Below are 14,026 nucleotides of genomic sequence, written 5' to 3' on the forward strand. Positions count from 1 at the left end.
CTTTTCAGGACATTTATGCGGATGCTTTGTTTGATAGTTTCTCTAGGTTTTGTGAGCCAATCCAGTGTTTTGAGAACTGGTAAGCAGCACGACCAGAGCGTTGCCCACGTGCTTGGCACCATTTCAAACTTTCACCACGAACCAGATCGTTATAGTCCAAATTGGCTTTGACAATATAGTGTTCAACGATTGCTAAGTAGAGTTGTTGGTCCATAGGATAGAATGATAACCACAGACCAAAACGATCAGAAAGCGAAATTTTTTCCTCAATCGCTTCCTGTGGATGCAGTTCTGTATATTGCGGCACATCGACCTTACGCACAGGGGTATTTTCATGCATAAACTCAGGTAGTAAATGACGGCGGTTACTGGTTGCGTAAATAATAAAATTGCTCGAACCCGATTGCAGTGAACCATCCAGCACACTTTTTAAGCTACGGTAGTTCTCGTCTTCAGCATTGAAGGCAAGATCATCACAATAAACAATAAATTTTTCAGGACGATGCTCAATCAGTTTTTGAATCTTAGGTAAATCCGATAAATCATCACGTTCAATCTCAATCAAACGTAAACCTTGAGCGGAATATTCAGTCAATAGGGCACGTACAATCGATGATTTCCCTGTACCGCGAGAACCTGTCAGTAATACATCATTGGCAGGTAAGCCATTCAAAAACTGCAGCGTATTTTGAATGATTTTGTCTTTTTGGCGCTCTATTCCCTTTAAGTCTTCCAGATACATTTTCTTGGGTTGCTGTATGGCGACCAGCTGCTGATTTTCCCAACGGAAGGCGATTGCAGAGAAATCCGTGGGTTGCTTTGGTTCTGGGAGAACTTGCTGCAACTGTGTTAATACACTCGATAAGGATTGAAGGATAGATTCGGGTAAATCAAGGATAGCCATACATATAAACCAAACTCAATGATGAATAGGGATACTATCACTGCTATTACTGAAATAAAGAAAATATCATCAGAAATATCGAAATAAATCGATTTTACCCTTGATTGTTGCGGCAGCATTTTGCATTGTATAGGTGCAAGCATATAAAAAATAAGCTGAAAATCAGGATTGCAAATGTTCAATAGAGTTCAAGAGAAAAAGAATACATATCAGTCACATAGAGTTGATGTATTGCAAGAACGCCTACGACATGCAAGCTCTTATACAGAGTGGAAAGAAATTGCACTAAAACTGGATCAAGAATCTGGTCATGAGGCATGGAAATATGACAATGAGTCGCCATATTTTGATGCGGAAATCCTTTCGAAACGCTATAACCTATTAAAAAAATATCGTATGCAGCATCGCACGCTGGATTTGATCTATGTGTTAAGAGAAGGTCTGTCATATGACTTTGCCAATATTGGGCATCCGATGCTGTTTGCCGAAACTTATTTTGGTACCAAAAAGATCATTGAAAACTATGTTGAAGAAATGAGTGACTGCTTGCGTTACTTAGCTTCGAGTGAGTGTATTACTTTCCAATTGAAAGAGAAAATTCAGTTTTTTGAAGAATGCCAAAAAGCCTATGGTCAACCCGCTTTGATGTTTTCAGGTGGCGCAACTTTGGGTTTATTCCATACTGGCGTTTGTAAGGCGCTCTTGGAGCAGGATTTGATGCCGCAAGTTTTATCAGGTTCAAGTGCTGGGGCAATCATGACAGGCATGTTAGGCGTGTCTACACCTGATAAAGTGCCTGAATTGCTGCAAGGAGAACACTTTTTTAGTGATGCCTTTAAGTTTAGGAAAATCAGTGAATTGATTCGGGGCCGTGGTGGGGTTGCGGATGTGATGTATTTAAAAAAATTCCTGATGCAGAACTTGGGTGATGTTACTTTTGCCGAGGCATATAAGCAGTCCAAACGACATATTAATATTGTGATTGCACCCTATAACACCGCACAAAACCCGCGCATTATGAATGCATTGACTGCACCTAATGTGTTGGTGTGGAGTGCCGTACTGGCCTCTTGTGCTGTGCCTGTGTTATTTCCACCAGTGCATTTGACCAGTAAACGTTATGATGGACAACATACACCGTACCTTGCCAATACCAAATGGGTGGATGGCAGTATGCGCAGTGATTTCCCACAGGAGAAAATGGCTCGGCTGTATAATATTAATTATACCATTGCCAGTCAGGTCAATCCGCATATCGTGCCGTTTATGCAAAGTGACAGCAACCGTTTCCGCCGAGATGTGCTCAGTTGGCCAGAACGAATTATCCGCCATCAAGGCAAAACCATTGCCATGGATGTGATGGATCTAACCCGAAGCTATATGGGGAGTTTTTTCCCGATTCGCCGGATGCTTGATCATGGTTACGGTATTTTAGGGCAGAGGTATTATGGCGATGTGAATATCATTGCCAAATATGGTTTCAGACACTATAGCTATATGCTGCAAAATCCACGTCCGAAACTGTTTAAAGTATTGCAACAAGAGGGCGAACGGGCAACTTGGCCAAAAATCGCCTCAATTGAAATTCATGCGCGGATTGGTAAAACCATTGAGCATTGTTTAACATCATTGCGGAAGCAGGACGAAAAGCAGCAGAATGAGTTTTACTACGTGGATCTCTGATCCAGAAATTCAACTTGAAGATTTAAGGCTAAGGACTAAAGCACAAAGCTATGCCTTTGGGCGACGTGTTTATACCTTTCAAGTGGAGCAACAAGGTTATTGGCTTAAATTCCATCAAGCCGATAGCCATCCTATTTTGGAACAAGCATTTTTACGTGAATTGGATTTTTATCAGAAATTTAAGGGCATCGAGCAAAATTTTTTATTGCCGTATGCAATCATTTCACTGAGTCAAATTAAAAGTGATGTTGCTATCGATCAGGCTAGGCAGGGCTTAGTGAGCATCGATAGCCCCCATTTTTTTATTCCGATTTCGGCATCCGAATCCCTGAACAGAATTAAACAAAAGATTCTAAGCGCGTTCGAGGCTTTAGATAGCTTGCATCAAGCAGGTTGGGTGCATGGTGATCTGAAAACTGAACATTTTCGTTTATACGGTCATTCGTGCAGATTAATCGATTTTGAGCAATGTTTTAGAATTGGGCAGCCCATGCAGAGCTTGGATGCAACACCACATTATATGGCACCCGAGCTTTTTCATGGGGCAGGGAAAAGTATTCAAAGTGATCTCTATGCTTTGGGGGTTATTGTGTATGAATGGTTGACTCAATCTCGCTTAACGGCGAGCACTTATCACGATTGGGCCGTTTTACATTGTCAACAACTACAGATTCAGCTTCCGATTGAATTTGAGGTTTTTCTTCCTCTGCTGAATGGGTTAACCCAAAAGCATGTTAAACAACGCTTTAATTCAGTTTTAGCTGCAAAAAATAGTCTAAACGCCATTGATTTGCCGTAAAAATAAACATCAATGCTAGATTTGAATATTATGTGTTCAGTTGATTGGTTTTTTTAGGTGAAAGACTTGTCATGCTGCATGTTTCTCACTAATATGCATACCCATCGGGGGCGTGGCGAAATTGGTAGACGCACTGGATTTAGGTTCCAGCGCCGCAAGGTGTAAGAGTTCGAGTCTCTTCGCCCCCACCATATTTAAAAAGCAAGTTTAACTTGCTTTTTTTATGGTTAAATCTGAGAGGATTTAATCATGTGGTTATAGAGGATTGGTGTAATGGTAGCATGACGGTCTCCAAAACCGTTCGTCAAGGTTCGAGTCCTTGATCCTCTGCCAAATTTGAAAAGGGCCTTCGAGAGAAGGTCCTTTTTTTATTTGTGTAATTTATTTGATCTGTATATTAAAAAAGCATTAGCTTTCATAAACATAGTTTTTTTATAAAAAGGGCTTGTCAGTCGCAGGGTTTATCTCTAATATACACACCCATCGGGGGCGTGGCGAAATTGGTAGACGCACTGGATTTAGGTTCCAGCGCCGCAAGGTGTAAGAGTTCGAGTCTCTTCGCCCCCACCATATTTAAGAGAGTATTACTACTTTCTTTATGATGAAGTCTGAAGGACTTCCATCATGCTGTTATAGAGGATTGGTGTAATGGTAGCATGACGGTCTCCAAAACCGTTCGTCAAGGTTCGAGTCCTTGATCCTCTGCCAAATTAATAAAAAAGCCCTTGTGAAAACAAGGGCTTTTTTATGGCCTAAATATTTGTGTTTTTAAGAAAGATTGAGTTTTTATTTTTATTGGTCATGAATACCTGTAAAAGCTCATGAGAATATTTTAGCTAAGATCTCTATTCATAATTATTTTCAATCAATCCATATAAAAATAAAATTATGAATTAATGACATGTTATTATGAATATATTCATCAAAGAGAATAATAAGAAAAAATTAAACCTTTGAAAAATAAGGATTAAAAACTTGGCATATTCATTGCAATATTCTGATGGGAATAAGCAATAAGGGATTATGAATATGTCAATTCATCTATTTAAATCGGTCAGTAAACTGGTTACAGGTATTGGGGCTTCTGAGGAACTCATTCATCATATCCATCGGTTGAAAATGTCAAAAATTTTGGTCTTAACTGATAAAGGAGTATTAAATTCTGTAGCAGTAGAAAAAATAAAACAGAATTTAATCAATAATAATATTGAATATACGATTTATTCAGATATTACACCAGAACCTGAAATTGAAGTTGTACTCAAAACAAAACAATTTTTTGAGCGAGATCAATATAATGGAATTGTCGCTATAGGTGGCGGGAGTGTTATCGATACTGCTAAATGCGTTGCAATATATGGAAATAATAATGTGCCTTTGGATAGTTTATTTGGCGAAAATAAGGTTGAGCAGAAAGGATTACCTTTAATTGTACTGCCAACAACGGCAGGAACAGGTTCCGAGGTAACCAATATCGCTATTTTATCTGATACTGTAAATCAGGTAAAAAAAGGAATTGTTAGTGATTATTTACTACCTGATGTCGCCATTATTGCCCCAGAAATGACGGTAAGTTGTCCACCTTCGATTACCGCAGCAAGTGGCGTAGATGCATTGGTCCATGCAATAGAATCGTTTATCTCAGTAAATGCATCTCCATTAACCGATGCCTTCGCAATTCAGGCAATGACTTTGATCATGAAATCACTGCCTGCTGCCTATGCAAATCCAGAAAATATGCTAGCACGGGAAGATTTAGCCAATGCAAGCTTAATGGCTGGTCTTGCATTTGGTAATGCTGGTGTAGGTGCTGTACATGCTTTGGCTTATCCATTGGGAGGCCGGTTCCATATTGCACACGGTGTAAGTAATGCACTGTTGTTACCTTATGTCATGGAATATAACAAGGTCGCATGTTTAGATAAGTTTAGGATCATCGCACAGTGTTTTGATGAACCTATTGTTGGTTGTAATTCGATTCAAATCGCAAACAAAGTAATCGATCGATTATATCTTTTATGTGAGATGGTTAATATTCCAAAGGGATTGAATCATTTCAATATACCTAAAGAGGTTATTCCAGAGTTGTCAGCTGAAGCAATTAAAATTGAAAGATTGCTACGGAATAATCCGAGAAAGCTGAATCTTCAAGAGATTGAAAAAATCTATGAGGCGGCTTACTAAAATCAAAGGAATGAAAAAATGGATTGGGTAGATTTTCTATTAAATCGTGATCTCAATGAAATAGGCATTTCAAAAAAAATGTTTATTTCAATTGTTGATGCTATCGATGATGGTGTTTTCATTACAGATGAAAAGGGAATTATCTTATTTGTGAATAATGGATATTTACAGCTCACAGGTTTGAGTCGTGAAAATCTGTTAAACACCCCAATCCAAAGCTTAGTAAAACAAGGTGTTATTTCTCGATCTGTTTCTCTGGATGTGATTAAAACACATCAAGAGAAAACATTGCTTCAGTCCTTAAAAAATGGGAAAGAATTATTGGTTACTGGGCATCCAGTATTTAATGAGAAAAAGAAGTTAATTGCGGTTATTACCTCTGTAAGAGATATTACGGCATTAACAGAAGCTCAGAATGCACAAAGAGAACTGGAGGATATTAAAAATACACAGAAAAAATATTCAGGTTTAAAATCAACTACAGGTTTTTTAGAGCATTTAAGTGATTCGACCAATCGTACTTATAAAAAAGCCGAAAGAATAGCATCTTCTGATATTAAAATTTTAATACAGGGTAATACTGGGACAGGGAAAACTGTTTTAGCACGTCATATTCATAAATGCAGTGGACGTCGAGATAAACCTTTTTTAGAAATAAACTGTGCCACGATGCCTGAAGGATTGTTGGAATCAGAGCTTTTTGGCTATGTGCCAGGTGCATTTACTGGGGCGCTACAGAAAGGGAAAAAAGGATTGTTTGAAGCGGTGAATGGCGGAACGTTATTCCTAGATGAAATCGGTGATTTACCGCTTGCACTACAAGCAAAAATTTTGAAGGTTTTGGAGGACAATCGTTTTATTCCAGTAGGCGGTTTTGAATATATTTATACAGATGTTCGTATTATTTCCGCGACACACCATGACTTATTGGGCTTGGTTGAAAAAGGATTGTTCAGAAACGATTTGTATTACCGTGTTTGTGTAGCCACTTTGCATCTTGATGATTTAAAAGACCGTCTAAATGAATTGGGTCCATTACTAGAACTTTATTTAGAAATTTTCAATAAAAAATACAGATTGAATAAAAGTTATGCAGAGGAAACGATTGAGTTAATCAAAAGATATGCATGGCCAGGAAATATAAGAGAATTGACCAACTTTGTCGAACAGACAGTCGTCATGAGTGAAATGGATATTATCCAACCGCTGGATATTCCAGCAAATATTCAGCAATCAATTCAAAAAGGACATACGTCTTCTACAGATCAAAGTCTCAAAAGACAGGTCGATGAATTTGAATACAACATAATTTCTCAGGCTTTAGAGCGATATAAAACGACGCAAAAAGCCGCACAAATTTTAGGGATTGATCAATCTACTCTTGTGAAAAAGCGACAACGCTATTTAGAACGTTACTAAGGATTAAATATGGATATTCTTCATTTAGACACATTTAAAAATTTAGCTTATATCAACGGAAATTGGGTTGAGTCCTCCAATCAACAGTCGATTGAAGTCTTTAATCCTGCAAATAATGATCTTATTGCAACCATTCCAGCCTTAGCGGTTGAACAAATTCATGAGGCAATTCAAGCCGCTTCGGATGCCCTGCAGGCTTGGAAAATGAAAAGTGTCAAAGAACGGTCTGATCTTTTGAAAAATTGGGCGAGATTAGTGCTGGATTATAAAGATCAGTTAGCCACCATCATGACCATCGAACAGGGTAAGCCACTGAATGAGGCAAAAGGTGAGATTAGCTATGCAGCCAGTTTTATTGATTGGTTTGCAGAAGAGGGACGTCGCATGTACGGCGATACTATTCCTGCACCGACAAATGATAAACGGTTAAAAACGATTCGTGAGCCAGTTGGGGTTTGTGTCGCGATTACGCCTTGGAATTTCCCAGCAGCGATGATTACACGTAAAGCTGCTCCAGCCTTGGTTGCGGGTTGTACCATGATTTTGAAGCCTTCTGAAGAGACGCCTTTTAGTGCTTTAGCATTGGCCTATTTGGCGGAAAAGGCTGGAATACCAAGCGGGGTTTTGAATGTTGTTACAGGTCACGCACAAGAAATTGCATCCGTTTTAACGGCGAGCAGTATTGTAAAGAAAGTGAGTTTTACTGGCTCCACGCCGATAGGTGCTTTATTAATGCAGCAATCAGCGTCGACGCTAAAAAAAATGTCACTTGAGTTGGGTGGAAATGCCCCTTTGATTGTTTTTGATGATGCTGATTTAGATTTGGCGGTGCAGGGCACGATCGATAGTAAGTTTAGAAATGCAGGGCAAACCTGTGTGTGTAGCAATCGTATTTTTGTTCATGAATCTATTCATGATGCATTCGTTGAAAAATTAAAAATTAAAGTTTCTCAATTAAAACTCGGAAATGGTTTGCAAGAAGGCGTTGATCTTGGCCCTTTAATTAACCAAAAAGCAGTGAACAAAATCGTTTCACATATTGATGACGCAATTGATTTAGGTGCTGAGCTGATTTTGGGAGGTCAAAAGTCAGCAATAGGAACTCACTTTTTTGAACCCACGATTGTCATCAATGCCAATGATCAAATGTTGTGTTTTAAAGAAGAAACCTTTGCTCCGCTCGCACCGATTTTTAAATTTAAGACTGACCAAGAAGTCATTCAGCGTGCAAACAATACCGAGTATGGCTTGGCCTCATACATTTTTACGGAGAGCTTAAAGCGTAGCATCCGAGTCTCCGAAGCTTTGGAATATGGAATGGTGGGAATTAATACAGGTTTAATTTCGACAACGGAGGCGCCATTTGGTGGGATTAAATCCTCAGGATTTGGTCGTGAAGGGTCTAAGTATGGTTTGGATGAATATACGGAGTTGAAATATATCTGCACGGGAGGTTTGTGAATAAAGCAGCCAAAAGGTTGTTTGGTTTTTTGAAAGCGTAACGTTAAAAAGGAACTTTGAAATGGAAGAAGTGAAATTATATGCCATGACATGTGGCTGGATCACAATGCCTTATGGTTTTTTTATGGCTGGAGAAGCTGGGAGTCTGGCGATTCCTGTTCCATGCTATTTGATTGAGCATCCTAAAGGGACGGTCTTATTTGATACTGGATTGGAATTGCCGCTGCAGTCAGAAGATGAATCTGTGGTTAAAAAAGCCTTAGGTGGATTTGCAGACTTAACCACTGTAGATTTTGTTCCAGGTGAGGATGTTGCAAAACGCTTGGAAGCATTTGGTGTCGATCCGTTAAAAATTAATTTCATCATTAATTCTCATCTACATTTTGACCATTGTGGTGGTAATGCCTGCATTCCCAATGCGCGTCTCATTATTCAGAAACGTGAATGGCAGGCTGCTAAAAACGAAGAAAATATTGAAAAAGAAATCTATGTACCGCGTCATTACGATTTAGGACATGATCGACTTGAGGTTGATGGTGAGCATGATTTATTTGGCGATGGTTCCGTGATGTTAATCCCGAGTTTTGGTCACACACCAGGACATCAATCTCTTAAAGTCAAAATAGAAGGCAAAGATGTGGTGATTACCGCAGATGCTTGTTATTTAAAAGCTTCCCTTGAAAAGATGACGCTACCAGATGCCATGGTGGTGAATGATGCTCAGGCAATGCTAAATAATTTTAATTTATTTAAACAGCTACAGTCCAAAGGTGCCTTTGTCTTATATGGACATGATCCAGAACAATCTAAATTGCTGACAGATGGATCGATTCGCAGAATTACTTCAGAGACTTTAGCGAGTCTGTAATCAAATATGTCATTTGTCATAGAGCATTTGATATTGGAAAGGGCTTGAATGCTTCAAGTCTATATAAATAGCAATCTGCTTTTCTCATGATTCAAAACAGATTGTAAAAATGGATTTTATCTCAAGGAATAAATTATGAAATCTTTCGTTAAAGCATCGACGTTATTGGCTGCAGGCATTTTAACTTCACAGCTTTTTACCGTTGCGGCTCAAGCAGCACTACCAGACAGTTGTGCAAAAGATGCAAATGGCCGCTACAGCCCACAATTTGAAGTGCCATGTAAGGCATTAGATGACTTTTTAACTACATTTAACGCTAAAGATGAACTTGCATGGGCAAAAACATTGAACTATCCACATGTTCGTATGTCTGGTAATCAAGTAACTGTTTGGCAAACGCCAGAGGCGTATGCAAAAGATCAGGATTTGCAAAAACTTGCAAAATCGATTGGTTGGGAAAATACCCGTTGGGATTATCGTTACGTTGTGCAATCAGGCAGTGATGGTAAAAATAATCCAAATAAATATCACGTTGCCTTATCTTTTACCCGTTTAGATAAGGCTGGGAAACCGATTCCAGGTCATACCTTTGATTCCTTTTATATTATTACGAATGTAGATGGTAAGTGGGGAACACAATTCCGTTCAAGTATGGCAGGGTCATTACATGGTAAATCAGCATATTAATGTTGATTTAAATTCTCCTAGCTAAGCCTTGGTTCGGTGAAAATAATAAAAAGCAAAGCTGAAGCTTTGCTTTTTATTATTGCACTTTATTTCTTATTCAGTTGTTAACTTAAAATGATTGCTGGGGCATCTCTATTCTTTATAAAACTAAACTAGCCTGGAGAGGTTCGACCGTATTCAAATAGAGAGATGTCTCTATTTTCCTTTTAGATTGATCCTAAAATTTTTCATATTGTCACTGTCAATAAATAAAATGCTAAAAAACAGCTCATTTTTTGCTTAATTTTAAATTTTTTGTGCCAATTAGTTTTTGAATAATAGAGTAATCAGCACCGTTGTTGATCAGTTTAGTGTATTCAAATTTGATTTCAGCTTGATGAAAAGTCACAAAAAAGACTTAGATAAATAAAGCCAGCTTGGTCATCACTGAGCTGAGGCTAGGGAAAAATTTAAGAATTAAGGAATAACAAATGTCAGGATTGTGCATGGTTCAACACAGATCGCATGAATTGAAGGTCTTACTCAAGAGAACAAACAGTGTAGCTTGTGCTGCGTTTGTTTTGACGCAAAATAAGGGTAAATGACATGATGATCATTCGCTATATCCAACAAAAAGACATCCATGATCTTTATCACTTGGCACAAAAAGCAGGTTTTGGCTTAACCTCTTTGCAACCTGATATGGAAATACTGGCTGCACGTATAGACCGAGCGATAAAGACGGTTGAAGGTAAACTAGAAAAGTCGGAGCAGGGCTATTTATTTGCATTAGAAGACACCACACTGCATAAGGTGGTCGGAGTGTGTGGAATAGAAGTTGCCTTGGGCTTAAAAGAGCCTTGGTATAATTTCCATGTGGGTACGCAAGTGCATTCTTCAGAACCACTGAATGTCTATAAAGCATTACCAACTTTGTATTTGAGTAATAACCATACCAACTGTAGTGAACTATGTACTCTATTTTTAGATCCTGACTATCGCTTAAATAAGAATGGCAAGTTTTTGTCTAAAGTTAGGTTTCTGTTCCTTTCTGCTTTTAGACAATATTTTGAAGAAACCATTGTGGCTGAAATGCGTGGCTTTTCAGATGAAAATGGCCGTTCACCGTTTTGGGATGCGGTTGGACATAAATTCTTTGATATGGAATTTACCAAAGCAGATTATCTGAGTGGAACAGGAAAAAAAGCCTTCATTGCAGAACTGATGCCGCGACATCCACTTTATGTCGATATGTTGCCTGATGAGGCCAAAGCTGTGATTGCTGCAGTTCACCCGAATACAGTACCCGCATATAATCTGTTGATTGAAGAAGGTCTACGCTATAAGGGCTATGTTGATATCTTTGATGCGGGTGCGACTTTACAGGCTGATATTGAAAATTTAAGAGCGATTAGAGACAGCCATGTGGTGACGACAAAGGTTGAGTCATCTGATCTGATTGCGCTTGGTGATGAGCCTTATATTGTTGCCAATGACGATTATGAAAATTTCCGCGCCATTCTGACGTATAGCCAGCCAGATTCCAAACAAGTGATATTGAATGAGGAACAAGCGCATCAGTTACATGTTAAAGCGGGTGCATCTGTACGGTTGCTCAATATCAATATTGCAAATTAGAACCTAATGCATTGTATTTGAGTAAATCGCTAATTTAGCGCTTAATTAATGATATTTATGCTGTAATTTTTTAGCCATATTTTTCTGTTTTTCTCGATGATAAATGTTTCTTAATTCCATGAATAAAATAGATGAGCGCAAATTATGATTGACCATATAGTTTATATTTCATGTTAATTGGGTATTAATTAAGCGGACATGAAGAGCATCTTCTTCAACTTATTCATGAATGAGATATGATGCTTGCGGCTAAAATAGTTTTGATTAATAAAAAATAAATTTTAGCGTGTTGAGAAGGGATCTAATACCAACAATTTATAGATGAGGTGAATTATTTAAATTATTAATTTCAAAATAATTTTTAGAAAATGGAACTTTTAAATTAAAGCATTTTAAAAATAATTTATTGATATCAGGCAATGATAACGGCTGTTATACATTGGAGTAAGGATGACATGACTCAGAATAATGAAAAGCAACTTCTGCAAGGAGATCTGCTTGGCAGTCAACATATGACGCAGCAGGATGAAGAAAAGTTACAACGTTCTTTGACCAATCGTCATATCCAGATGATCGCCATTGGTGGTGCAATTGGTACAGGCCTATTTATGGGCTCTGGTAAAACCTTGAGTGTTTCGGGTACTTCAATTGTTTTAACTTATTTAATTATCGGTTTTTTCTTTTTCTTTGTGATGCGGGCAATGGGTGAACTATTGCTGGCAAATACTAATTTTAAGACCTTTGCTGATTTTGCAACAGCGTATATCGGCCCTTGGGCGGGTTTCTTTTTGGGTTGGTCCTATTGGTGTAACTGGATTATTACTGCAATTGCTGATGTGATTGTGATTGGGGGGTATATGCAGTTCTGGTATCCTGACGTTCCTGTTTGGATACCAGCATTTACCTCACTGGCAATTTTAACCATCCTGAACTTTGTCGCCGTTCGTATGTTTGGTGAGTTGGAGTTCTGGTTCTCTTTAATCAAAATCTCCGCCATTATTCTGTTTATTCTTGCAGGGATTTATTTAATCAGCACTGGCTTTACCTCGCCGAGTGGTGTCAAAGCTTCGATGAGCCATGTATTTGAAACTCAATCGATGTTCCCCTATGGGGTTACTGGCTTTTTGGCAGGCTTTCAGATTGCGATTTTTGCCTTTGTCGGTATTGAACTGGTCGGAACCACTGCAGCCGAAACCAAAGATCCATATAAATCATTGCCTAGAGCCATCAATTCGATTCCATTACGTATTTTGTTGTTCTATGTCGGTGCCTTGGTTTGTATTATCGCAGTGACCTCTTGGGCAAAAATCTCACCAGAAAAAAGTCCCTTTGTGGAAATGTTTTCCCTGATTGGATTGCCGATTGCGGCGGGATTAGTCAATTTTGTGGTGGCAACGTCTGCACTTTCTTCGGCAAATAGTGGGATTTTTGCGACCAGCCGTATGCTTTATGGTTTATCTCTAGACAATGATGCGCCGAAAAGTTTTAGTAAATTGTCAAAAAGAAAAGTGCCGATTCGCGGTCTGATCTTTTCCATGACTTGTGTCACGATTGGAACCTCGATTTTATTTATTGTGCCGAATGTCATGACAGCATTTACCATCATTTCAGCATTGACTTCGATTCTATGTATTTTTACCTTTATGCTGATTATTTTGTCTTATATCTGCTATCGGAAAAAATTCCCAGAGTTGCATCAGCAGTCTAAATTTAAAATGCCAGGTGGTTTGATTATGGCATGGTTCACCATGTCATTTTTGGTATTTACCATTGTGATCTTGGCTTTAGATCACGATACGCTGATTGCGCTGGCTTTTTCACCAGTATGGTTCATTGGCTTGCTGATTGCATACCGTCGTAAAAAGAAAAAAATGCTGCAACTCGATCTGTTAAAAACCAGAACGGTGGATTATGTCTAAGTTGGGTTAAATCTATCGCTGTTTATTCATTTATAAGGTGCTAAATTTTTCCAAAAATGTTGCCGAGTATTAAGCATGAATGCGATTGTTTGATCCGAGCCTTTATTCTTGTACAAGAATAAAGGTGATTTAGAGATAAGTTGCTGGAAATAAAATTCTTTTTGACAGTGTGATCAAAAGTAGAGTGAGTTAAAAAAATGATATCTTCAGTTTTGAGCTTGCGCTTATTTTAGGTGGCGCAGCCAAACTGGAGTATATACCTAAGCTGCGCATTATTTCACATTTACAGTGATTGGCTTCTTCGGATATACCAGCAAGGTGTTAAATACTGGTAAGTTTGTTGGTGAGCAAGATTTTAGAAAAGAGGAGGACATCGCTTCTTTTTATAGTATAAAGTGCTTGTATGGAATATTTAAGAACAAAGTGTATGCTGGAAATGATGAAGTATGGCAAGCATAAACAATAGTCAGAAAATAGTTAATATT

At 38.4% G+C, this 14,026-nt stretch carries 11 protein-coding genes and 4 tRNA genes; 14 read left to right on the forward strand and 1 reads right to left on the reverse strand.

The window, feature by feature from the left end:
• Positions 1-13: 13 nt before the first annotated feature.
• Positions 14-904, reverse strand: coding sequence for an ATP-binding protein (locus tag V6E90_RS17660; RefSeq protein ID WP_332606058.1), 891 nt, complete (start codon positions 902-904; stop codon positions 14-16).
• Positions 905-1,078: 174 nt separating this feature from the next.
• On the opposite strand from V6E90_RS17660, the gene V6E90_RS17665 reads away from it, so the two are divergent.
• From V6E90_RS17665 to V6E90_RS17730, 14 genes are all read left to right on the forward strand, one after another.
• On the forward strand, positions 1,079-2,587 hold the full coding sequence (locus V6E90_RS17665; RefSeq protein WP_016540613.1) for a DUF3336 domain-containing protein: 1,509 nt from the start codon (positions 1,079-1,081) through the stop codon (positions 2,585-2,587).
• A complete protein-coding gene (locus V6E90_RS17670; protein WP_332606059.1) occupies positions 2,562-3,386 on the forward strand; it encodes a protein kinase domain-containing protein in 825 nt (274 codons plus the stop codon). The genes V6E90_RS17665 and V6E90_RS17670 overlap by 26 nt, the downstream gene beginning before the upstream one ends.
• 106 nt (positions 3,387-3,492) lie before the next feature.
• Positions 3,493-3,577, forward strand: a tRNA-Leu gene (locus V6E90_RS17675).
• Between the two features lie 68 nt (positions 3,578-3,645).
• Positions 3,646-3,719, forward strand: a tRNA-Trp gene (locus tag V6E90_RS17680).
• Positions 3,720-3,871: 152 nt separating this feature from the next.
• Positions 3,872-3,956 (forward strand) — tRNA-Leu (locus V6E90_RS17685).
• 64 nt (positions 3,957-4,020) lie between these two features.
• Positions 4,021-4,094: transfer RNA gene (locus V6E90_RS17690), tRNA-Trp, on the forward strand.
• A 321-nt stretch (positions 4,095-4,415) separates the two neighbouring features.
• Positions 4,416-5,570, forward strand: a complete 1,155-nt coding sequence (locus V6E90_RS17695) for an iron-containing alcohol dehydrogenase (protein WP_016543114.1) — start codon at positions 4,416-4,418, stop codon at positions 5,568-5,570.
• 18 nt (positions 5,571-5,588) lie between these two features.
• Positions 5,589-6,989, forward strand: coding sequence for a sigma-54 interaction domain-containing protein (locus V6E90_RS17700; RefSeq protein WP_262756920.1), 1,401 nt, complete (start codon positions 5,589-5,591; stop codon positions 6,987-6,989).
• 9 nt (positions 6,990-6,998) lie between these two features.
• Positions 6,999-8,450 (forward strand): NAD-dependent succinate-semialdehyde dehydrogenase, encoded by a 1,452-nt coding sequence (locus V6E90_RS17705; RefSeq protein ID WP_332606060.1) that lies wholly within the window; start codon positions 6,999-7,001, stop codon positions 8,448-8,450.
• A gap of 61 nt (positions 8,451-8,511) precedes the next feature.
• Positions 8,512-9,318, forward strand: a complete 807-nt coding sequence (locus V6E90_RS17710; protein ID WP_332606061.1) for an N-acyl homoserine lactonase family protein — start codon at positions 8,512-8,514, stop codon at positions 9,316-9,318.
• Positions 9,319-9,453: 135 nt separating this feature from the next.
• The gene (locus V6E90_RS17715; RefSeq protein WP_262756924.1) at positions 9,454-10,005 is read left to right on the forward strand and encodes a hypothetical protein; all 552 of its coding nucleotides are present in this window, start codon (positions 9,454-9,456) and stop codon (positions 10,003-10,005) included.
• A 585-nt stretch (positions 10,006-10,590) separates the two neighbouring features.
• The gene (astA, locus tag V6E90_RS17720; protein ID WP_332606062.1) at positions 10,591-11,622 is read left to right on the forward strand and encodes an arginine N-succinyltransferase; all 1,032 of its coding nucleotides are present in this window, start codon (positions 10,591-10,593) and stop codon (positions 11,620-11,622) included.
• Between the two features lie 455 nt (positions 11,623-12,077).
• Positions 12,078-13,541, forward strand: a complete 1,464-nt coding sequence (locus V6E90_RS17725) for an amino acid permease (protein WP_332606063.1) — start codon at positions 12,078-12,080, stop codon at positions 13,539-13,541.
• Between the two features lie 226 nt (positions 13,542-13,767).
• Positions 13,768-13,833: a hypothetical protein gene (locus V6E90_RS17730; RefSeq protein ID WP_332606113.1), complete on the forward strand. Its 66-nt coding sequence runs from the start codon at positions 13,768-13,770 to the stop codon at positions 13,831-13,833.
• Positions 13,834-14,026: the final 193 nt, after the last annotated feature.

Origin of the sequence: Acinetobacter sp. ESBL14, from assembly GCF_036668815.1 — a bacterium.
GTDB lineage: Bacteria > Pseudomonadota > Gammaproteobacteria > Pseudomonadales > Moraxellaceae > Acinetobacter > Acinetobacter gyllenbergii.